This is a genomic window from Bradyrhizobium sp. Ai1a-2, from assembly GCF_000426245.1.
Classification (GTDB): Bacteria; Pseudomonadota; Alphaproteobacteria; order Rhizobiales; family Xanthobacteraceae; genus Bradyrhizobium.
Genome location: NZ_AUEZ01000068.1, coordinates 16,787 through 38,296 on the forward strand (window position 1 = coordinate 16,787; position 21,510 = coordinate 38,296).

Consider the following 21,510-nt stretch of genomic DNA (forward strand, 5'->3'; position numbering starts at 1 on the left):
CAGAGTTGGTATTTTGTGCCTACCGAACGGGAGCCGCGGGCCGCGGCCATGCCTTGTAACCGTCATGGGCGGCCGTTATGTTTTCGGCGCGGGGCAGATACGCGGGAGAAAACGATGGGTTTACTCGACGTACTCAACGGCATGCAGAACGGCCCGCGCGGGCCCAGCACACCGAGCGCCGAATCCGACAAGGGCGGCATGTCGCCAATGACCATGGCCATCCTGGCACTGCTGGCCTGGAAGGCGGTCAAGCATTTCACCAACCAGCCCGGCGAGGCCCCACGGCAGGCGCCGGCGCCAGCCCCGACACCAACACCTGCTCCTCCGCCAGGCAATGTCGTCGCGGCAAACGTGCCCGGCGGTGCAGCCGGCGGCGGACTGAGCGACCTGCTCAAGGGCGGCCTTGGCGGACTGCTCGCAGGTGGTGCTGCCGGCACCGTCCTGAGCGGCGGGCTCGGCGATCTCCTCAAGCAACTCCAGGACAACGGCCTCGGCGACCAGGCCAATTCCTGGGTCAGCAACGGCCCGAACAAGCAGGTCGCGCCGGGCGATCTCGCCAACGCGCTGGGTGCCGACCAGATCGAGCACATCTCCGCGCAAAGCGGTCTGTCGCGCGACGATCTGCTCCGTGGCTTGAGCCAGTTTTTGCCCGACGCGGTAAATCACTTAACGCCGGACGGGCGACTGCCGAACGACGAGGAAATGTCGCGGCGAGTCTGATCGCGGCCGCGGACGAAGGCTGATTTCTCGTTTCAGGAAAGGACGACCGCCATGAGCGGCATTCTCTGGATCATTATCGTCGGCTTCATCGCAGGCCTCATCGCCCGCTTCCTCTCGCCCGGACCAAACAACCCGAGCGGATTCATCCTGACGACGGTGCTCGGCATCGCCGGCGCATTTCTCGCGACCTGGATCGGCCAGGCCATCGGCCATTACAGCCCCGATCAAGGCGCCGGCTTCATTACTGCCACCATCGGCGCGGTGGTGGTGCTGTTCATCTGGAACCGGCTGGTGGCGAGCGGCGTCATTCCCGATCCCGGCAGGCGGTAGTCGTTCGCCGCTTTGAGCGAGCTCACGTAGCAAGCTCACGCAGGGTGGGCAAAGCGCAGCGTGCCCACCTTTCTTGCACCGACCGTGGAGGGTGGGCACGCTTCGCTTTGTCCACCCTACGCGGTCCTCTCGCAATCGATGATTTACGCGATCAGATGCATTCCCGCATCCATGCGCACGCACTCGCCGGTCATGTTTCCCGAGGCCGGCGTCGCCAGGAAGCAAACGAGCTGCGCGATATCTTCCGCCGTTGAGGCGACCTTCAGCGGCACCCTCGCGACGACCGCATCGCGCACCTGCTTCGCGCCGGCTTCGCCGCGGCCCTTGGTGAACCACGGCGTATCGATATAGCCGGGACACACCGTGTTGACGCGAATGAGCGGCGCGAGCGCACGGGACAGCGACAGCGTGATGGTGTTGAGCGCGCCCTTGCTTGCGGCATAGGCGATCGAGGAGCCGACGCCGGAGATGCCCGCCACCGACGAGACATTTACCACCGCCGAGGCGCGCCCCGACGCGTTCGCGGCCGCTTCAAGCAGCGAGCGGGTCGCGCGGACCATCTGGAACGGCCCGATCGTGTTCACCGCGTAGATGCGCTGGAAGTCTTCCGCCGAGAGCCCCTCGAGATTGTCGTGCGCCACATGCTTGGTGGTGCCGGCATTGTTGATCAGCGCATCCAGCCTGCCCCAGGACGCCGCCGCAGCGGCGATCTTCCGACAATCCTCGTCGCGCGACACGTCGCCCTGCACCACCACGACCTCGGCGCCGGCACTGCGGCAGAGATCGGCGGTCTCTTCGGCTTCCTTCTTGCTGTTGGAATAATTGACGACGACGCGCCCGCCGCCCTTGGCCAGGATCTGCGCGGTCGCGGCCCCAAGGCCGGACGCCGATCCCGTTACGATTGCATACAAACCATCCTTCGACATTCGCACTCCCTCTTTAGCTTTTGCGATCAAAACGTTCTGCCGCTGGCATACCATATCGCGCGGCCAGCGCGACAAGCCAGAACTCCGTTACGTGGAATTTCTCCCTCCGCGACATGGCTCGCATGCCGCCGCCGCAAGCGGCCCTGCGGACAGCGCTTGTCACGGCTATGGCTTTTCCTCATCATAAAGCGCAAGAACGGAATGCACTTGGCGCGGCAGTTTGGCGCGCCCAGGACGTGCCAAATTCCATAGTTGAGGAACGCCGTGGCGGAGAGTGAGAACATCGTCGTCGAGACCGCAGAGAAAATCTTTGCCGATCTCGCCGACGCCCAGACCATCAACAGTGACAAGACAGGCAGCTGGAAAGCGCCGCTGTGGCAGGCGCTGAGCGAGGCCGGCCTGCCGCTGGCGTGGGTGCCGGACGATCTCGGCGGCTCCGGCGCGAGTCTCGCCGAAGGCTTTGGCGTGCTCAACGCCGCCGGCCGGTTCGCGATCGCGGTGCCGCTCGCCGAGACCATGCTGGCGGGCTGGCTGCTCGCGCAGGCGAAGATCTCTTCCCCCGATGGCGAGATGACGGTGGTTCCCGCGAGCCCGAAGGATCGCATCACGCTCAACGCCGATGGCAGCCTGTCCGGCCGCGCCCGCGGCGTGCCATTTGCCAAAGCGGCAAAGCATTTCGCACTGCTGGCGCATGGCCATGATGGCGGCATCTCGATCGCATTGGTCGATGCCGCCAAAGGCCGGATCGAGGCCGGCCTCAATATCGGCTACGACAATTCGGACACCGTGACGCTGGACAAGGTCGAGCCAATCACGATCAAGCCGGCGCCGAAAGGGTTTGACCAGGAAACGCTGATGCTGATGGGCGGCGTGGTCCGCAGCCTGCAGATCGCTGGCGCGCTGGAATCGATGCTCGACATTTCCGTGCGCTATTCCAATGAGCGCATCGCCTTCGAGAAGAAGATCTCGAAATTCCAGGCGGTGCAGCACAATCTCGCCCGCCTCGCCGGCGAATCCGCCGCCGCGCTCGCGGCCGCAACGTCGGCTGCCGACGCCGTCGCGAACGCGACGTCTTTCGACGACGCGGTGTACCTCGAAGCCGCGTCCGCCAAGGTCCGCTGCGCCGAAGCAGCCGAGAAAGGCGGCGCCATCGCGCACCAGGTACATGGCGCGATCGGCTTCACCATCGAGCACATTTTGCACCGCTATTCGCTGCGTGCGCTGGCCTGGCGCGACGATTTCGGCTCGGAAAGCCATTGGGCGGTCGAGCTCGGTAAGCGCGTCGCCGCCAGGGGCGCCGACGAATTGTGGCCGCTGGTAGCCTCGCGCTGATTTACGGAAAGAGCCATGACTGCAGCCCTTCGTTTCGATCCGATCCGCCTGCCGCCGGAATGCGAGCAATTGCGCAAGGAAGTGCGCGCCTTCCTCGCCGAAGAGATTGCCGCCGGCACTTTTGATCCGAACAAGCCCAACCGCGAAGACACCGACGCGCCGGAATTCTCGCGCCGCGTCGGCGCCAAGGGGTGGCTCGGCATGACCTGGCCAAAGAAATATGGCGGCCAGGAGCGCTCGTTCCTGGAGCGCTATGTGGTGACCGAGGAGATGCGGGTCGCCAATGCGCCGACGCGTCGCTTCTTCGTCGCCGACCGCCAGAGCGGACCGGTGCTGCTGAAATATGCGCCCGAGCATATCAAGATGGACATCCTGCCGCGCATCTGCCGCGGCGAGCTGTGCTTTGCGATCGGCATGAGCGAACCGAATTCCGGCTCGGATTTGTTCGCGGCGAAGACGCGCGCGACCAAGACCGATGGCGGCTATCTCATCAACGGCAGCAAGATCTGGACCTCGTCGGCGCATATCGCCGACTACATGATCGCGATCTTCCGCACCTCGCCGCCGACGAAAGAAAACCGTCGCCATGGCCTGACCCAGTTCCTGGTCAAGATGAAGCAACCGGGCATCCAGGTGAACCCGATTGGCCAGATCACCGGGCAGTACGAATTCAACGAAGTTGTCTTCACCGACTATTTCGTGCCCGACGATCACGTGCTCGGCGAGATCGACGGCGCCTGGAAGCAGGCGACGAGCGAACTCGCTTATGAGCGCAGCGGCCCCGAGCGCTTCCTCGAGACCTATTACGTGCTGACCGAGCTCGTCCGCGCGGTCGGCGACAAGCCGGACACCCGCAGCGCCGAAGGCATCGGCCGCCTGGTGGCGCAGCTTCACACCATGCGCCGCATGTCGGTCTCGGTCGCAGGCATGCTGCAGGCCGGCAAGGAGCCGGTGGTGGAGGCCTCCATCGTCAAGGACATCGGCACGGTGTGGGAGCAGCAATTGCCGCACCGCGTGCGCGACCTCGCCGCCTTTGTCGAGGAGACTGCCTCGAACCGCGAGACGCTGGAGAAGCAGCTCGAATTCGCGATCAGGACGGCGCCGAAACTAACGATCCAAGGTGGCACCACCGAAGTGCTCCGCGGCATCATCGCGCGCGGGCTTGGTTTGCGCTAATCAATAAGGGAACGCTCATGAGCAAATACACCGAAATCGGCGTCGAGAAGCACGGCCATGTCGGCCTGATCGAAATCCGCCGTCCGCCGCTGAACTTCTTCGACGTCACGCTGATCAACCAGATCGCGGACGCGCTGGAGGAATTCGATCGCGACATCGAGATCCGCGCAAGCGTGCTCGCCGCGCAAGGCAAGGCGTTCTGTGCCGGCGCCAATTTCAGCGATCCGGCCCGGCAGGAGCAGGAAGCGCGCGCGGAGTCCGATCCGGCCGCCAACCTGCCGATCAACCATCTCTATGTGCAAGCGGTGCGCATCTTCCGCAACAAGAAGCCGATCGTCGCCGCCGTCCACGGCGCTGCCATCGGCGGCGGACTCGGGCTGGCTGTCTCCGCAGATTTCCGTGTCACCTGCCCGGAGGCGCGCTTCTCGGCGAACTTCACCAAGCTCGGCTTCCATCCCGGCTTCGGATTGACGTTCACGCTGCCCGAGTTGATCGGCAAGAACAACGCGGAATTGATGTTCTATACCAGCCGCCGCGTCACCGGCGAGGAGGCTTATCGCTGGGGGCTCGCCAACGTGCTGGTGCCGCAGGACCAGGTTCGGTCGGAGGCGATGAAGCTCGCGCAGGAGATCGCGGAATGCTCTCCGCTCGGCCTCGTCTCCACCCGCGCCACCATGCGCGGCGACCTCGCCGACCGCGTGCTCGCCGCCACCAACCATGAGCTGGTCGAGCAGACCAAGCTGCGCGCCACCGAGGATTTCAAGGAAGGCGTGAAAGCCACCGCCGAGCGCCGCGTCGCCAATTTCAAGGGGCGGTAAGGCGCCGCTGTAGCGTCGCAGGATGGGTAGAGCGTAGCGAAACCCATCGCAATCGAGCAAGCCGCGAGATGATGGGTTTCGCTGCGCTCTACCCATCCTACACGTCAACTCGTCAGGCGAAACACAACACCGCCCAACGAGAATGCATCGCCGGTCACCGCGAGCCCCTTCCTGCTCGCGGCATCGCGGACCTTCGCGACATCGGCGACCTCAAACGTCAGCGCGCTCATGATCTCGCTTTCGCCCTCGACGAAGCGGAAGGTGCAATTCTGCAGCCGCAGCTCCGCACCGCTGACCGGCACCTCGAGAATCCGCCCCCAATGCGCCGCCAGCGCCTGCGGCTCCGGGCTCTGCATCTCGACTTCGGTCAGCGCCTGCGTCACATCTTTCCGGATGTGCTGCTGCCACTCCGGCCCGGCCGGCGGATAAGGCCCCAGGACATCGTCGCTGCCATCGGTGTGGTTGAACTCGATGAAGGCGGCGCGGCAGTCGCGCGGGTGGAGCTGCACGCCATGATAGGGCGCATGCGTGATGACGTTCGCGGTGCGTACACCCAGGCCATTGGCATGCGCGCCGCGCGCGTCGGGATCGTCGCAGCAGAAGATCGCCATGTAGCCGCCGCGGCCGCCGGTCTTCTCGATGAAGCGGCCCGCGGCCGTGCCCGGCTGGAACGGCGACACCACTTCGAGCAGGATGGTGTCGACCGGCAGCAGCGCGTTCTCCAGCCCGTACTTGGCGACGTTATCGTCGCGGTAGCAGACACTCAGGCCCATGATGTCGGCGATGTCGGAGATCACGGGCTCGAGCTGTGGGGCCACCAGGCAGATCTGGCGTAGCCTGAGATAGCCGGTCATCCCTACGCGCCCTTGAAGACGGGCTTGCGCTTCTCGACGAACGCCTTGGCGGCTTCCTTGTGGTCGGCGGTCTCGCCGCAGCGGGTGTGATGGATCGCTTCGCCATCGAAGCAATCCTCGAGCGACAGATGCTCGGCATTGTTGATATTGCGCTTGATAAAGCCGAGCGCGATCGACGGCCCCTGCGCCAGCGACATCGCAAGCTCGCGCGCGGCGGCGTCAATCTGCGCGTCCGGCACCACCTTGGTCACGACGCCGAGCGCATGCGCCTCCTGCGCCGTGAGGACCGGCGAGGTCAGATAGAGCTCGCGCGCCTTCGCGCTGCCGAGCAGTTGGGTCAGGAAATAGGTCCCACCATAATCGCCGGAGAAGCCGACCTTGGCAAAAGCGGTGGTGATCTTGCAGGACTCGCTCGCCACCCGCAGGTCGCAGGACAGCGCGATCGAGAGCCCGGCACCGGCCGCCGCGCCGTCGAGCTGCGCCACCACCGGCTTTGCCATCTGATGCAGGATCCGCGAGACCTCCATGCCGCGACGCAGGTTGGTGAGCTTGGCCTCGAACGGCAGTGGCGCCCGGCCCTCCGCCATCGATTTCACGTCGCCGCCGACACAGAAGGTGCCGCCGGCGCCCTTGATCAGCACCGCGCGCACCTCGTGATCCTCGGCCGCCCGCCGCGCCGCCTCGACCAGGCCGCGCGTCATGTCCGGGTTCAGCGCATTGCGCCGCTCCGGGCGGTTCATGGTGATGGTGAGCAGGCCGTTGTCCAGGTTTTGCAGGACGATGCTGTTCTCAGTCATGGCTTTGGCTTTCTTGGTTGTTGTTAGATTCATCCACCGTCGTCACTTCTTCACCAGCGGACAGCGCGAGTTCTCCAGCGACTGGAACGCCTCGTTGCCCGGAACGGTCGCGAGCAGCTTATAGTCGTCCCAGCGTCCCTTGGACTCGGACGGCTTCTTCACCTCGAACAGGTACATGTCGTGCACCATGCGGCCGTCCTCGCGGATCCTGCCGTTCTTGGCGAACATGTCGTTGATCGGGGTTTCCTTCATCACCTTCATCACAGCCGCGGAATCCGTGGTGCCCGCGGCCTTCACCGCCTTCAGATAATGCGTCACGGATGAATAGACGCCGGCCTGCGCCGAGGTCGGCACGCGCTTGGTGCGCTCCATGAAGCGCTTGGTGAACGCGCGGCTGTCGTCGTTGAGGTCCCAGTAGAAGGCTTCGGCGAGCAATAGCCCCTGCGCGGTGTCGAGCCCGACGCTGTCGATGTCGGTCACGAAGGCGAGCAGCGGCGAGAGTTTCTGCCCGCTTTTGGTCAGGCCGAATTCGGCGGCTTGCTTGATCGCGTTGATGGTGTCGCCGCCGGCATTGGCGAGCCCGATCACCTTGGCCTTCGAGGCCTGCGCCTGCAGCAGGAACGACGAGAAATCCGAGGTGTTGAGCGGATGGCGCACGCTGCCGAGCACCTTGCCGCCGGTCTTGACCACGACGTTGGTCGTGTCCTTTTCGAGATCCTGCCCGAAGGCGTAGTCGGCGGTCAGGAAGAACCAGGTATCGAGGCCGGACTTCACCGCCGCGAGGCCGGTCACATTGGCCTGCGCGAAGGTGTCGAACACATAATGCACGGTATAGGGCCCGCAGGCCTCGTTGGAGAGGCGAATCGAGCCGGGGCCGTTGAAGATGATGATCTTGTTGCGGGCCTTGGCGATCTCCCCCGCGGCGAGCGCGGTCGCGGAAGCCGCCACGTCGAAGATCATCTCGACGCCCTGGTTGTCGAGCATATCGCGCGCGATGTTCGCGGCGAGGTCGGCCTTGTTGAGATGGTCACCGACCACGACCTCGACCTTGCGACCCAGCACCTCGCCGCCGAAATCCTCCACCGCCATCTTGGCCGCGGTCTCGCTGCCGGGGCCGGTGATGTCGGCGTAAAGGCTCGACATGTCGAGGATGCCGCCGATCTTGAGCGGCGGCGGCTTGCCCTGCGCCAGCGCCGCGCTGGCTGACACTGCCAGCATGCAGGCGACCACGCCTGATAGAATTCGTTTCATGAAGCCTCCCGGTTGGTCAGCCGCATTGCCTGCGGTCTACGATATTGCGTTGCGATCATGCCGCATGGCATTGATCGCAGCAAGCCGCGGCAATGCATGAATCCGTCATCGGTTTTCCGCTAAGCGGAATGGTCTTCAGCGTTTCTCAGCCGAACGTGATATCTCGACGTCCGTCGAAGTTTTCATGATGCGGATCTCGTCGTCGAACTGATAACGCTTTTGACCATCGACCACCGCACCCGGCAGCTGTTTGCAATCGCTGGCGGCGCGTCCGAACAGGCCGCGATCAAAAGGCCGTGCCAGGCCGGCGATTTCAGTTGCCTTCCGCTGATCGCCATGTTCTCGCCAAGTTCCCGTCCGTGTCCTAGCTCACGACAAACATTGATGAATCGAGCCATCCGTGTTGCTCCGGAGACACGCCGCACCAGTAAAGCCACATTGTGCGTACTGCTTTTGTTGCGGTTGCGAGCGGGCTGGGGGTACGGTCATCCGCAATATTCGGTAGCCCTTCGAGGAGGAGCCATGAACGCCTATCGCGGCCACACCGGACAGGTCGGCCGGCATTTGTCTTCGCTGCTGCGCGCCATCGCGACCGCACTGTTGCTGCTGCTTCCAATCGTCGCAAGCCCGGCGCAGGCCGCGCCGGAAACCGCAGCCGCTCGGGCCTCCACCGCCCACGTCTATATGCTCCGCGGGGTGTTGAACGTCTTCTCGCTGGGACTGGACCAAATTGCCGCCAGGCTGCAGGCCCAGGGCATCCAGGTGACGATCAGCAATTACGTGTTCTGGTCGTCGCTCGCCAGCGACGCCGCGGCCGAATACCGAAGCGGCAAGACCAAGACCATCATCCTGGTCGGCCACTCCTCGGGCGCGACTTCCCTGCCCGACATGGTCGCGAGGCTGGACCAGCTCGGCGTTCCCGTGAAGCTCGCAATCGGACTGGACTCGGTGTTCCACACCAGCCTTTCCGGACGCGTCGGACGATACGTCAACTTCTACGTCGCCAACGGCGCCGGCACGGCGGTTGAAAGGAGCAGGGGATTCCAGGGCACGCTGGAGAACGTCAACGTACAGAGCGTGCCGGGCGTCGGGCACCTGACGATCGACAAGAACGAGGTCATGCAGCAGAAGGTGATCGGCGAAATCGACGCCGTCGTCTTCGGCCGTCCAAGTCCCGCAGCGCCGACGAAGCGGCGGCAGCCGAGTGAGGCAAGCGCCGCCACCGCCGCACCACGGGCGGCCAGCGCAGCTGCAGCTCGTAACTGAACCCGAGCCTATCGGATTGCGGCGCGCTGGTTGCGCCGCAATTCTGCCAATTCCTGCGCGATAGTTCACCCTGAACGCGGGCAAGTGGCCTGCCGGCGACCGAGCGCCGGCGTATCTGCGCGCCGAAACCACAGGCAGAAGGCGCATGATCAATCCCAAGCCGGTAATGGCCATTGTGTTCCGGGCGATGCTTGTCGCCTGCGTCTGGTCGGCTGGCTGTAATTTCACGCTCGCGGCTCCGGCCGCAAAGCAGACCAATACCGCAGCAGCCGTGGCGGCTCCGCCGCCGCCCCCACCGGAGCAGCCGGCGCCGACGCCACGGGTGCGCGCCTATCTGTTCCGTGGCGCGATGGGCCCGATTTTTTCGCGCGGCATGGATCAACTGACCAGCCGCCTCGAAGAGGTCGGCGTCCAGGCCGACGTCTACGAATTCACCATCTGCCGGCTCATCGCCGCGAAGGCGATCCGCGAATACAAAAAGAATCCTCTTCCGATCGTCCTGATCGGGCACTCGATGGGCGGACTTTGCGCCGTGATATTCGCCGAAGTGCTTCAGGAGGAAAACATCCCGGTCAACCTGATCGTCGCCATCGATCCGGCGCACGCAACAGGGGAGGTGCCGCGCAATGTCGAGCGCTTCATCAATATCTTCATGTCCGACAGCGTGCTGGGGGGCGGCGATGTCGTCGCGGTGCCAGGCTATCCGGGCCATTACGCAAGCTACGACTTGAAGGATCACTCGGAAGTCACCCACATCAACATCGACAAGATGGACACCATCCACGACCAGTTGGTGAATGCGGTCGTGCAACTCGGGACGACACCGATGCAGGTCAAGGGCGAGACGGCGCCGCTGCGTTACGTCGTTCCATCGGATGCGCCGCTTGAGCTGTGGGACAGCGGCATGCCGCTATCCGCACGCGCAGGCGATACCTTGCAGAGCATCGCCACGACCAACAACGTCCCGCTGTGGTCGCTCACCCAGGCCAATCATCTCCCGGACAACGCCACGCTGACCGCCGGCCAGCGTATCGTCATTCCGCGCCACCTCATGCCGGTCGCACAGCAGCCCGCCACAACGGCGACGGCAACGGAGCCGGCAAAGCGACCCGCAACTCCTTCCGCCCGCTCTTCGCGCGGCGAGGCTCCGGCCGAGAAGTCGTCTCCGCGAACACGGTGAGGCGCTGAGCTTGTGGCCGGGGCTTACGGCTCCAATTCGGAACCGCTAACCGGCCGGCATGAACGGGATTAGCATCGGCACGCGCCGGCGATACGCGCCATATTCCTCCGCGCCGAGTTCGGCGCTGAGGAAGACCTCCTCCATCCGGGCCTTCTGCGCCATGCCAAGCGAGATCAGCACGGCCCCGAGGATCGCCGTCACCGTGCCGATGGCAATGCCGGTGACCAGCATTCCCGCGATCAGGCCGGTATAGATCGGGTGACGCACGAGGCCATAAGGCCCGGTGTCAATGACGTGGTGACCTTCCTTGTGCGTGATCGCGTTCGACCAGAACCGTCCGAGATGGATTCGCGCCCACCATGTGAAGGAGATTCCGGCAAGTGTCAGGATCGCCATCACATAGATGCCGAAGCTGCCGAACTGCCACAGCGGCTTCTCCCCCAGGACCCTTCCGGTCCATGGCAGGAACAGGATCGCGCCCAGCAGAATCGGGATGCGGTACTTGAGCGAGTCCAAGGTCATGACGTGCTTCTTGGTCTGGCCGGACCAGACCGACGCCACGACCCAGCTGATGACCCACAGAATCCAGATGATGGCGAGCAACTGTGTGGGCCAGGTGGAGGTCCACCCGCTCAAGACAAACGCGAACCATTGACCAGGGTCTTGCGACATATTGCGACCGTATCAGGCGATTGGATCAGACGCCAAACCGGCGCGTGGTGTTGAACGATTGGGCGCCCGGGCTCGACACCGGTTCCCATTCCGACTGATTTTGACCGGAGCCAAGCAGATGCGCAATGGTTTCGCGCAGCACGGGCTCGACCGGTCCAGGCGCATAGCCGAGTTCACGCTGCGCCTTTTCGATCGACAGGGCCTCCGCCCGCCGCGCGATCCGGACGCCTTCGGCCGTGCCGGACGGCGGCCGGCGGGTGACACGATCGGCAATGAACTCCAGGATGCCGGCGGTGACCTCGGCAAGGCGGCCATTCATCGCAACGCGCGGCGTGCGCCGGCCGCTGACATGGGCCATGATCCGAAGCACCTGCTTCATCGCGATGCTGTCGCCGCCCAGGATGTAACGATGCCCGAACCGCCCGCGCTCCATGGCGAGGATCAGACCTGCGGCGACATCGCGCACATCGACCATGTTCACGACGAAATCCAGATAGAGCTGCACGCGCTGGTTCAGGAAAAGCCGGAGCATTTCCGTCGGCGGGGTGAAATTGTGGTCGTGGGTTCCGATCGGCATCGTCGGGCAGCCGATGACCACGGGATATCCGGACGCCGCCTCCTGCATCGCGTAGCGCTCGGCAAGCATCTTCGAGCGCGTATAGGGTCCCGGCATGTCGTCGGGCAACAGCTCATCGTCGGCCAGGCGATCGTCCGATCGCGACGCGCGGAACAGGATTGATTCGGTGGAGCAGTGCAGGAGTCGCTTCACACCGCGCTTGCGCGCGGTCCCGATCACGACCTCGGTGCCGCCACAGTTAACGTCGTGGAAATCGGCTTTCCGCCGCAGCCACATCCCCGGCAGGCCGGCAAGGTGATAGACCTCGTCGACGCCGTCGATGGCGCTGTGCACGAGGTCGCGGTCGAGAACCGAACCTTTGACATACTCGACCTTCGGCAACACCCGCGACGGCGGCTGAAGGTCAAGCACGCGCACATTGCGGCCTTGCGCGACAAGCGCCGAAACAAGGTGCTTGCCGATGAAGCCGTTACCACCCGTAACAAGGATTCGTGTCATGCGGCGGGATGCAGTGCGGGCTGGAGCTACTGGGAATACGACAGGGAATCTTGCGGAGCCTCAATAATACTCGCGAGATCGTGCCGAAAGCCCAGCGCAATGAATAATTTCGCCATCACGAACATCGGCCCGAGCAGCAGGTGGGTGGGATGATCGGCCATCGAGGCTTTCCTGCGTTCGAACACCTGGTGCCCGATGACCTGCGAGGCGACTCCTGCGACAAGAAGGACCGCCGTCAGCGACCACATGCCGGCGGTGGTCACGTGGCTGACGATCCAGGCGGCCGTCGACAGCAGAGCGACAGCGCCGCAAAAGATTCCCGCACCAAGCGCGAGATCGAGCAAGAACCAGTAGAACAGCACCGGCAGCACGGCGATGACGGCCGCGCTGACCTCGACTCCGAACAGCGTGAACGACAGGAGGCTGAGAGGGAGAATGGCCGCCAGGAACAGGAACACGATGCCGAACACATGCATCACGCAATTCCAGGGGTCGCGATGGTATTCAACGTAATCGGTCAACTGCCGCCGAAAATACGAGTTCATGCAGCACTTTTCTTTCCTGTTGTGCCGGGAGGCGCGGCAAGACTGGCTTGCGCGAAACCCAGCGCTCCGGCTTCATTGCAGGCCCCCGCCGACAGGGTGCTACTTATGCTCGCAATCGGCCTCAAGTCAAAATGCCCCCGGGATGGTGGATCCCGCAGATCGGACGGAGAACGACCTCGTTGCGGAAAATCATGTCCTAATTCAGTCGGCTAGCAGCGGCGTCATGACACGGGCCCACAACGTGACCGCACATCACAGGAAATTTTGTGCACAAATGTTGCTGTTCTGCCTCATGCTTGCGGTGGTAACCGATTCCGCCCACGCGGCGGGATGCGCTTTCGAAGCCCAGGGCGAGGGCCGGGTGGTGTCTGTCACCGACGCGCGCAGCTTTCGCCTCGAGGACGGCCGCGAGGTCCGCCTCGCCGGCATCGAGATTGCCGACCGGCAGAACGGGACCGCGGCCCTGTCGGCGCAGGTCCTAGGGCGCGACATCTCGCTGCAGGGCCAGGACGACTCGCCGGACCGCTACGGGCGACAGACGGCGTTCGCCTTTGTCTCGGGATCTGACACTCCCGTGCAAAGTGAGCTGTTGAGGCAGGGCCAGGCGATGGTGTCGCCCGAGGTGTCGAACCGGGATTGTGCCACGCTGTTGCTCGCCGCCGAGGCCGAGGCAAGGCAGGCCAAACGGGGAACCTGGGCTGACGGCTCGGTCATAAAAAACGCGGAAAGTCCGGGCGATATTTTGGCGGGGATCGGGCGTTTTGCTGTGGTCGAGGGGAAGGTCCTGTCCGTCCGTCAGGCGGGCGCAACCACCTACCTCAATTTTGGCCGGAACTGGACACGAGACTTTGCTGTGACTATTTCAAGGCGCACGATCCCCGCGCTCGAAGCGGCCGGGGTTTCGCCTAAGTCCCTCGAAAATCGACGGATTCGGGTCCGCGGCTGGGTCGAAGCGCGCAACGGGCCACGAATTGAATTGCTCCGGGTGGGGCAACTGGAAGTGCTCGGCGGAAACTAGGGCATGATCCGGAAAAGTGGAAACCGGTTTTCCGAAAAGATCATGATTAAACAAAGAGCTAGAGCGGGACGACGGTTCGAAGAAAAGTCATCGCGCTCTGGGGCACGAAAAGGGGAACCGGTCCTCCGAAAAGATCGTGCTCTAGCAAGCGGATGAGAGCATGATCCGTACGTGGGAACTGGTTCTTCCGGGAAATCATGTTTCAAACAGGGATGGGGTCATGATCCGGCCGGTCGGACCATGATATCTTCCGGCAGCTTGAGAGTAGCTGACGTGATAGAGGGTGTGCGACGACGGGACAGGACGGGCGGCGGCCTTTCGGCTGTGCCGGCCCTGCTGTGCGCGGCGACCCTGCTATGCGCCTGCAGCAATCTCGGCATCGGCCGCGTCGAGACCGCGACTCCGATCGCGGCGCCCCAACCGGCAAAGCCGAAGCCCACGGTGGCGCAGACGCCCGCGAGCGAACGTGAACATGAGCGGATCCTGGCCACTTATGGCGGCGCCTATGACGACCCGAAGCTCGAGGGCCTGATCAGCAAGACGGTCGATCGGCTGGTCGCCGCGTCCGACCGTCCCGATCAGGGCTACAAGGTGACGATCCTCAATTCCGGCGCGGTGAACGCTTTCGCGCTGCCGACCGGCCAGCTTTATGTGACGCGCGGCCTGATCGCGCTTGCCAGCGACACCTCGGAATTGTCCTCCGTGCTGAGCCACGAGATGGCCCATGTGCTGGCCAAGCACGCCTCGATCCGCGAAGACCAGGCGCGGCAGGCGGCGGTGGTGACGCGCGTCGTCACCGACATGGGCAACGATCCCGAACTCACTGCACTCGCCCTGGCCAAGACCAAGCTCACGATGGCGAGCTTCTCGCGCCAGCAGGAATTCGAGGCCGACGGCATCGGCGTCGGCATCGCCGCGCGCGCGCATTTCGACCCCTATGGCGCCTCGCGCTTCCTCACCGCAATGGAGCGCAATGCGGCGCTGAAGGTCGGCAAGACCTCGTTCGATCCGCGCGCGCAGGATTTCCTGTCCTCGCATCCGGCAACGCCCGAGCGCGTCGCCAATGCGCAGGCCGCGGCGCGGCAATATACGGCGCCCGAAGGTGCCGAGCGCGACCGCGAGACCTATCTCGCCGCGATCGACAACATCGTCTATGGCGAAGACCCGAGCGAGGGTTTCGTCCGCGGCCGCCGCTTCCTGCATCCCAAGCTCGGCTTCACCTTCCAGGCACCGGAGAACTTCACGCTCGACAATACCGCGCAGGCGGTGATCGGCGTGCGCGAAGGCGGCTCGCAGGCGATGCGATTCGACGTGGTGCGGGTGCCTGCGGAGCAGTCGCTCGGCGACTATCTCAACTCCGGCTGGATGGAAGGCGTCGACAAGGCTTCCACCGAGGATATCAGCGTCAATGGCTTCCCGGCGGCGTCGGCAACCGCGCGTGGCGACCAGTGGCAGTTCAAGGTCTATGCGCTACGCTTCGGCAGCGACGTCTATCGCTTCATCTTCGCGGCCAAGCAGAAAACCACCGAGAGCGAGCGCAATGCGCGCGAGACCGTCAATTCGTTCCGCCGCCTGACGCTCGAGGAAATCCAGGCGGCGCGCCCGCTGCGCATCAAGGTCATCAATGTGCAGCCGGGCGACACCGTGGAATCACTGTCGCACCGCATGGGCGGCGTCGATCACCCTGCCGAACGCTTCCGCGTCCTCAACGGGCTCGACGCCCACGCCCAGGTCAAACCCCGCGATCGCGTGAAGATCGTGGTGGAGTGATCTCTTTGTTTGGGCATGAAAACCGGTTTCCACTTTTCCGGATCATGCTCTAGCCTCCGCCGCTTCGCCTCTACTCGATGATGTTTTCGCGCAGCCCGCTCAGCCAAAGCGCCAGCAGTGTCCACACCGCGCCGGATAGGAGATAGGCGCCGGCCGAGATCAGGCCGAAATGGCTCGCGAGCAAGAGCGCGGCCAGCGGCGCAAAGCCGGCGCCGAACAGCCACGCGAGGTCAGAGGTCAGCGCCGACGCGGTGTATCGGTAAATCGGCGCGAAGCTGGAGGCGATCGCTCCCGAGGACTGACCGAAAGACAGGCCCAGCAGAATGAAGCCCAGCACCATATAGATGGTTTCACCGACGGCCCCGGCATCGAGCAGTTGCGGAGCGAAGCCGCTATAGACCGCGATCGCGATCGCCGAACCGGTCAGCAGTGCCTTTCGTCCGACGCGATCGGCGATCAATCCCGAAGCCACGATCGCGGCGACGCCGAACGCGGCGCCGATCATCTCGATGACGAGAAACCGCACCGGGCTTTCGCGGGTGAACAGGAAGACCCACGACAGCGGAAACACCGTGACCATGTGGAACAGCGCAAAGCTCGCCAGCGGCGCGAAGGCGCCGAGCAGGATGTTGCGCCCCTCGTCACGAACCGTGCTGGCGATGCGGGCCGGCTGCAGCTCGCGGCTTTCGAACAGCGAATCATATTCCGGGGTCGCCACCATGCGCAGCCGTGCGAACAGGGCGACCACGTTGATCGCGAATGCGACAAAGAACGGATAGCGCCAGCCCCAGTCGAAGAAATCATCCGCGGACAGGTTGCCGGCAAAGTACGCGAACAGGGCGCTCGCCACGATCAGTCCCAGCGGCGCGCCGAGCTGCGGCACCATGGCATACCAGCCGCGGTGATGCCGTGGCGCATTGAGCGCGAGCAGCGAGGCAAGGCCATCCCAGGCCCCGCCCCAGGCCAACCCTTGAACCGCGCGCGCCAGCGCCAGCAGCCAGATCGCGAACACGCCGATCGTGTCGTAGCCGGGCAGGAAGGCTAATCCGACCGTCGCTGTGCCCAGGAGGAACAGCGCGATGATCAGCTTCGCGCTCTTGCCGTAATGGCGGTCGATCGTCATGAAGATGACCGTCCCGAGCGGCCGCGCCACGAAGGCCAGCGCGAAGATGGCGAAAGAATAAAGTGTCCCCGTCAGCTCGTTGACGAATGGGAACACCAGGCGCGGAAACACGATCACCGACGCGATCGCATAGACAAAGAAGTCGAAGAATTCGGACGTGCGGCCGATGATGACGCCGATGGCGATCTCCCCGGGATGTGCCGATTCGTGACCCTTCGTCACCGGGTGGCCGTGAGCCATTGCAGGGGCCTGTGTCATCGCCATTCGCGCCTTATGCCGTCCTTGATTGAGGCGGCCGCCAGACGGTCTTGCCGCTAGCGGCCTCAAAATCGTTGTTTGGGCCGCCATTGCGCACTGCAACATTGGACAAATTGTCCAATGTCCTCCTTGTTGCATCGCAGCTACCCCTTGTTCCACATAAGAAAATTCCAACAAGGTTCCACCGTGCGTGTCTTGAAGATCCTGGCGTTGCTGCCGCTCGCAGCCGCTCTTTCAGGTTGCGATTTCGTCGTACTTGCCCCGGCCGGCGACGTGGCCGTGCAGCAGCGCGACCTGGTCGTGGTCTCCACCGTTCTGATGCTCTTGATCGTCCTGCCGGTGATGGCGCTGACCGCGCTGTTCGCCTGGCGCTACCGGGAATCGAACACATCGGCCCGCTATGAGCCCGAATGGGACCATTCCACCCAGCTCGAGCTCGTCATCTGGTCGGCGCCGCTTCTGATCATCGTCTGCCTCGGCGCGTTGACGTGGATGGCTACCCACCTGCTCGACCCCTACCGCGCGCTCGGCCGCATTGACGCCGATCACCCGATCGAGGCGCAGGACAAGCCGCTCAATGTCGAAGTGGTCGCGCTCGACTGGAAATGGCTGTTCATCTATCCGGAGTATAACGTCGCGACCGTCAACGAGCTCGCAGCTCCCGTCGACCGCCCGATTCGTTTCCGCATCACGGCCTCCTCCGTGATGAACTCCTTCTACATTCCGGCGCTGGCGGGCCAGATCTATGCCATGCCGGGCATGGAGACGAAGCTGCACGCCGTGACCAACAAGCCCGGCGTCAACAAGGGCTTCTCCGCCAACTACAGCGGCGCCGGCTTCTCCGGGATGCACTTCGCGTTCCACAGCCTGTCGGCGGCCGACTTCGACAAATGGATCGCCGGCGCGAAGGCAAGCGGCGACATGCTCGGCCGCAACGACTACCTCGTGCTCGAACGTCCGAGCGCCAACGAGCCGGTTCGCCGCTACGGCTCGGTCGATCGCGACCTGTTCAAGGCGATCGTCAACATGTGCGTCGAGCCGGGCAAGATGTGCACGAGCGAGATGATGGCGATCGACGCCAAGGGCGGGCTCGGCCGCGAAGGGCTGAACAACACGCTGCCGCTGACCTACGACAAATATGCCCGCCGCGGCGCGGTGTTCGGGCCCGAGCCGACCTATGTGGCCGGCATCTGCTCGGTCGACGAATTGAAGGGGCAATCCGAGCCCGAGAGCACCGTCCCGTTCGACACGACGCCGCTGCGCGGCGCCGGCCTCAAGCGTCCGCCGTTCTCGCCCGCCAATCCGTCCTCCACATCCCTTCTTCTCGGATCTCGTCCGAAATCAGACTCCTAAGAGCGCCGCATGTTCGACACTTCCCTCCTCGCGAAAGCGATTTTCGGCCGCCTGACACTGGACTCGCTGCCGCTGCATGAGCCGATCGTGGTCGGCACGTTCATCGTGGTCGCACTCGGTGGCATCACCCTGCTCGGCGCGGTCACCTATTTCCGGCTGTGGGGCTATCTGTGGCGCGAATGGTTCACCACCGTCGACCACAAGCGCATCGGCATCATGTACATGATCCTCGGCATCGTGATGCTGCTGCGCGGCTTTGCCGACGCCATCATGATGCGCCTGCAGCAGGCGATCGCCTTTGGCGGCTCCGAAGGCTATCTCAACGCCCACCACTACGATCAGATCTTCACCGCACATGGCGTGATCATGATCTTCTTCGTCGCCATGCCGCTGGTGACCGGGCTGATGAACTACGTCGTCCCGCTACAGATCGGCGCGCGCGACGTGTCGTTCCCCTTCCTCAACAATTTCAGCTTCTGGATGACGGTCGGCGGCGCGGTGCTGGTGATGATTTCGCTGTTCGTCGGCGAATTCGCGCGCACCGGATGGCTCGCCTATCCGCCGCTGTCTAATATCGGCTACAGTCCTGATGTCGGCGTCGACTACTACATCTGGGGGCTGCAGGTGGCCGGCGTCGGCACGACGCTCTCGGGCATCAACCTCATCTGTACCATCGTCAAGCTGCGCGCACCCGGCATGACGATGATGAGGATGCCGGTCTTCACCTGGACCTCGCTGTGCACCAACGTCCTCATCGTCGCCTCCTTCCCGGTGCTGACGGCGGTGCTGGCCCTGCTGTCGCTCGATCGCTACATCGGCACCAACTTCTTCACGAACGATTTCGGCGGCAGCCCGATGATGTACGTGAACCTGATCTGGATCTGGGGCCACCCCGAGGTCTACATCCTGGTGCTGCCGGCGTTCGGCATCTTCTCCGAGGTGACCTCGACCTTCTCGGGCAAGCGTCTGTTCGGCTACACCTCGATGGTCTACGCCACCGTCGTCATCACCATCCTGTCGTACCTGGTATGGCTGCATCACTTCTTCACGATGGGCTCGGGCGCCAGCGTGAATTCCTTCTTCGGCATCACCACCATGATCATCTCGATCCCGACGGGGGCGAAGATGTTCAACTGGCTGTTCACGATGTATCGCGGCCGCATCCGCTTCGAATTGCCGATGATGTGGACCGTCGCGTTCATGTTCACCTTCGTGATCGGCGGCATGACCGGCGTGCTGCTCGCGGTGCCGCCGGCCGACTTCGTGCTGCACAACAGCCTGTTCCTGATCGCTCATTTCCACAACGTGATCATCGGCGGCGTGGTGTTCGGCGCGTTTGCCGGCATCACCTACTGGTTTCCGAAGGCGTTCGGCTTCAGGCTCGATCCGTTCTGGGGCAAGCTGTCGTTCTGGTTCTGGGTGGTCGGCTTCTACTTCGCCTTCATGCCGCTCTACGTGCTCGGCCTGATGGGCGTCACCCGCCGCCTGCGCGTGTTCGACGACCCGAGCCTGCAGATCTGGTTCATCATCGCAGGGATCGGCGCGTTCCTGATCTTCCTCGGCATCCTTTCGATGCTGGTGCAGATCGCCGTGAGCATCCTCAAGCGCGAGGCGCTCAAGGATGTGACCGGCGATCCCTGGAACGCACGCACGCTGGAATGGGCCACCTCGTCGCCGCCGCCGGCCTACAACTTCGCATTCACCCCCGTCGTCCACGACAACGATGCCTGGTGGGACATGAAGCGCCGCGGCTATCGGCGTCCGCTCACCGGGTTCAAGCCGATCCACATGCCGAGCAACACCGGCACGGGCGTCATCCTCGCCGCGCTGGCTACGGCGATGGGGTTCGGCCTGATCTGGTACATCTGGTGGCTGGCCGCCGTGAGCTTCATCGGCCTGCTCACGGTCGCGATCGGCCACACCTTCAACTATCACCGCGATTATCACATCCCGGCCGATGAGGTCGTCCGGGTGGAAGATGCGCGCACGCACCTGCTTGCCGCCGGAGCCAAGTCATGACACTCGCCGTCGTCCCCCCACAAAATTCCGAGCCGGTCTTCTACGTCGTCGACGAGCACGAGCATCCCGAAGGCGCGAGCACCATGCTCGGCTTCTGGATCTACCTGATGAGCGACTGCCTCATCTTCGCGATGCTGTTCGCCACCTTTGGCGTGCTCGGCGGCAACTACGCGGCAGGCCCGGCGCCCAAGGACCTGTTCGACCTGCCGCTCGTGGCGGTCAACACGTCGATGCTGCTGCTGTCGTCGATCACCTACGGTTTCGCGATGCTGGCGATGGAGAAGTCGCGCGTCGGCGCGATGCAGGCCTGGCTCGTGATAACCGGGCTGTTCGGCCTGGCGTTCATCAGCATTGAACTGTTCGAGTTCGCTCACATGATTCACGAGGGCGCGACGCCACAGCGCAGCGCCTTTCTGTCCTCCTTCTTCACGCTGGTCGGCACCCACGGCCTGCACGTCACCTTCGGCCTCGTATGGCTGGTGACGCTGATGGTGCAGGTCGCCCGCTACGGCCTGATCGAGGCCAACCGCAGGCGGCTGACGTGCCTCAGCATGTTCTGGCACTTCCTCGACGTGGTCTGGATCGGCGTGTTCACCTTTGTCTACCTGATGGGAATGCTCCGATGAAAACCGATACACACGCCCTGCAACCGGCACCCGACGCGCATGGCCATGGCGAGCACCATGCCGGCGGCTCGCGCGAAAGCTACCTGATCGGCTTCGGCCTCTCCGTCATCCTCACCGCGATCCCGTTCTGGCTGGTGATGAGCGGCGTGCTCGGAGACAAGCAGCTCACCGGGCTTGCCATCACGGTGCTGGCGGCGATCCAGATCGTGGTCCACATGGTGTATTTCCTGCACATGAACACCCGCTCCGAAGGCGGCTGGACCATGATGGCGCTGATCTTCACCATCATCATGGTGGTGATCGGGTTGGCCGGATCGGAATGGGTCATGCATCACCTCAACGTCAACATGATGCCGGGGCACGAGATGAGCGGGATGAAGTGACGGCGCGCCCCTCTGGCC

General features: G+C 63.8%; 21 protein-coding genes. 13 read left to right on the forward strand and 8 right to left on the reverse strand.

The features are described from left to right. The first annotated feature begins 114 nt into the window (after positions 1 to 114). Together K288_RS0132425 and K288_RS0132430 are read left to right on the forward strand one after the other, a co-directional pair. A complete protein-coding gene (locus tag K288_RS0132425) occupies positions 115 to 720 on the forward strand; it encodes a YidB family protein (RefSeq protein WP_027583291.1) in 606 nt (201 codons plus the stop codon). A gap of 51 nt (positions 721 to 771) precedes the next feature. Beyond that, positions 772 to 1,050, forward strand: coding sequence for a GlsB/YeaQ/YmgE family stress response membrane protein (locus K288_RS0132430; RefSeq protein ID WP_027583292.1), 279 nt, complete (start codon positions 772 to 774; stop codon positions 1,048 to 1,050). Positions 1,051 to 1,193: 143 nt separating this feature from the next. On the opposite strand, the gene K288_RS0132435 is transcribed toward K288_RS0132430, so the two are convergent. Beyond that, the gene (locus K288_RS0132435; RefSeq protein ID WP_027583293.1) at positions 1,194 to 1,976 is read right to left on the reverse strand and encodes an SDR family oxidoreductase; all 783 of its coding nucleotides are present in this window, start codon (positions 1,974 to 1,976) and stop codon (positions 1,194 to 1,196) included. 264 nt (positions 1,977 to 2,240) lie between these two features. Here K288_RS0132435 and K288_RS0132440 point away from each other — a divergent pair, with 264 nt between their 5' ends. The 3 genes from K288_RS0132440 to K288_RS0132450 are packed head-to-tail and all read left to right on the forward strand — an operon-like array spanning position 2,241 to position 5,302. Next, the gene (locus K288_RS0132440) at positions 2,241 to 3,308 is read left to right on the forward strand and encodes an acyl-CoA dehydrogenase family protein (RefSeq protein WP_027583294.1); all 1,068 of its coding nucleotides are present in this window, start codon (positions 2,241 to 2,243) and stop codon (positions 3,306 to 3,308) included. A gap of 15 nt (positions 3,309 to 3,323) precedes the next feature. Next, a complete protein-coding gene (locus K288_RS0132445) occupies positions 3,324 to 4,484 on the forward strand; it encodes an acyl-CoA dehydrogenase family protein (protein ID WP_027583295.1) in 1,161 nt (386 codons plus the stop codon). Between the two features lie 17 nt (positions 4,485 to 4,501). Continuing rightward, entirely contained in the window at positions 4,502 to 5,302 is an 801-nt protein-coding gene (locus K288_RS0132450; RefSeq protein ID WP_027583296.1) for an enoyl-CoA hydratase/isomerase family protein, read from the forward strand. Between the two features lie 104 nt (positions 5,303 to 5,406). Here K288_RS0132450 and K288_RS0132455 read toward each other — a convergent pair whose 3' ends face one another. From K288_RS0132455 to K288_RS0132465, 3 genes are read right to left on the reverse strand one after another with little or no spacing between them, the layout of a single operon-like run. Continuing rightward, positions 5,407 to 6,156 carry a hypothetical protein gene (locus K288_RS0132455; RefSeq protein ID WP_027583297.1) on the reverse strand — a complete coding sequence of 250 codons (750 nt, stop codon included), beginning with the start codon at positions 6,154 to 6,156 and terminating at the stop codon, positions 5,407 to 5,409. 2 nt (positions 6,157 to 6,158) lie between these two features. Then, entirely contained in the window at positions 6,159 to 6,953 is a 795-nt protein-coding gene (locus tag K288_RS0132460) for an enoyl-CoA hydratase (RefSeq protein ID WP_027583298.1), read from the reverse strand. A gap of 42 nt (positions 6,954 to 6,995) precedes the next feature. After that, positions 6,996 to 8,204, reverse strand: coding sequence for an ABC transporter substrate-binding protein (locus tag K288_RS0132465; protein WP_027583299.1), 1,209 nt, complete (start codon positions 8,202 to 8,204; stop codon positions 6,996 to 6,998). 522 nt (positions 8,205 to 8,726) lie between these two features. Between K288_RS0132465 and K288_RS47200 the strand changes: the two genes are divergently transcribed. Together K288_RS47200 and K288_RS47205 are read left to right on the forward strand one after the other, a co-directional pair. Further along, positions 8,727 to 9,470, forward strand: a complete 744-nt coding sequence (locus K288_RS47200) for a hypothetical protein (RefSeq protein WP_051334859.1) — start codon at positions 8,727 to 8,729, stop codon at positions 9,468 to 9,470. A 145-nt stretch (positions 9,471 to 9,615) separates the two neighbouring features. After that, positions 9,616 to 10,650 carry a LysM domain-containing protein gene (locus K288_RS47205; RefSeq protein ID WP_064737373.1) on the forward strand — a complete coding sequence of 345 codons (1,035 nt, stop codon included), beginning with the start codon at positions 9,616 to 9,618 and terminating at the stop codon, positions 10,648 to 10,650. 45 nt (positions 10,651 to 10,695) lie between these two features. Here K288_RS47205 and K288_RS0132485 read toward each other — a convergent pair whose 3' ends face one another. The 3 genes from K288_RS0132485 to K288_RS0132495 are packed head-to-tail and all read right to left on the reverse strand — an operon-like array spanning position 10,696 to position 12,942. Further along, positions 10,696 to 11,322, reverse strand: a complete 627-nt coding sequence (locus K288_RS0132485; protein WP_027583300.1) for an isoprenylcysteine carboxylmethyltransferase family protein — start codon at positions 11,320 to 11,322, stop codon at positions 10,696 to 10,698. Between the two features lie 25 nt (positions 11,323 to 11,347). Continuing rightward, positions 11,348 to 12,397 (reverse strand): NAD-dependent epimerase/dehydratase family protein, encoded by a 1,050-nt coding sequence (locus K288_RS47210; protein ID WP_064737374.1) that lies wholly within the window; start codon positions 12,395 to 12,397, stop codon positions 11,348 to 11,350. Between the two features lie 26 nt (positions 12,398 to 12,423). After that, entirely contained in the window at positions 12,424 to 12,942 is a 519-nt protein-coding gene (locus tag K288_RS0132495; protein WP_027583301.1) for an Mpo1-like protein, read from the reverse strand. Between the two features lie 274 nt (positions 12,943 to 13,216). Here K288_RS0132495 and K288_RS0132500 point away from each other — a divergent pair, with 274 nt between their 5' ends. Beyond that, a complete protein-coding gene (locus tag K288_RS0132500; protein ID WP_051334861.1) occupies positions 13,217 to 13,960 on the forward strand; it encodes a thermonuclease family protein in 744 nt (247 codons plus the stop codon). A gap of 240 nt (positions 13,961 to 14,200) precedes the next feature. Next, positions 14,201 to 15,730, forward strand: a complete 1,530-nt coding sequence (locus tag K288_RS0132505; protein ID WP_244443335.1) for a M48 family metalloprotease — start codon at positions 14,201 to 14,203, stop codon at positions 15,728 to 15,730. Positions 15,731 to 15,800: 70 nt separating this feature from the next. On the opposite strand, the gene K288_RS0132510 is transcribed toward K288_RS0132505, so the two are convergent. Then, the gene (locus K288_RS0132510) at positions 15,801 to 17,111 is read right to left on the reverse strand and encodes an MFS transporter (RefSeq protein ID WP_152535772.1); all 1,311 of its coding nucleotides are present in this window, start codon (positions 17,109 to 17,111) and stop codon (positions 15,801 to 15,803) included. Between the two features lie 186 nt (positions 17,112 to 17,297). On the opposite strand from K288_RS0132510, the gene cyoA reads away from it, so the two are divergent. The 4 genes from cyoA to cyoD are packed head-to-tail and all read left to right on the forward strand — an operon-like array spanning position 17,298 to position 21,492. Then, positions 17,298 to 18,464 (forward strand): ubiquinol oxidase subunit II, encoded by a 1,167-nt coding sequence (gene cyoA / locus K288_RS0132515; RefSeq protein WP_027583305.1) that lies wholly within the window; start codon positions 17,298 to 17,300, stop codon positions 18,462 to 18,464. Positions 18,465 to 18,473: 9 nt separating this feature from the next. Further along, positions 18,474 to 20,483, forward strand: a complete 2,010-nt coding sequence (gene cyoB, locus K288_RS0132520; protein WP_027583306.1) for a cytochrome o ubiquinol oxidase subunit I — start codon at positions 18,474 to 18,476, stop codon at positions 20,481 to 20,483. Beyond that, positions 20,480 to 21,109 (forward strand): cytochrome o ubiquinol oxidase subunit III, encoded by a 630-nt coding sequence (cyoC, locus tag K288_RS0132525; protein ID WP_027583307.1) that lies wholly within the window; start codon positions 20,480 to 20,482, stop codon positions 21,107 to 21,109. Before cyoB ends, cyoC begins: the two co-directional genes overlap by 4 nt. Continuing rightward, entirely contained in the window at positions 21,106 to 21,492 is a 387-nt protein-coding gene (cyoD, locus tag K288_RS0132530) for a cytochrome o ubiquinol oxidase subunit IV (RefSeq protein WP_043161312.1), read from the forward strand. The genes cyoC and cyoD overlap by 4 nt, the downstream gene beginning before the upstream one ends. Positions 21,493 to 21,510: the final 18 nt, after the last annotated feature.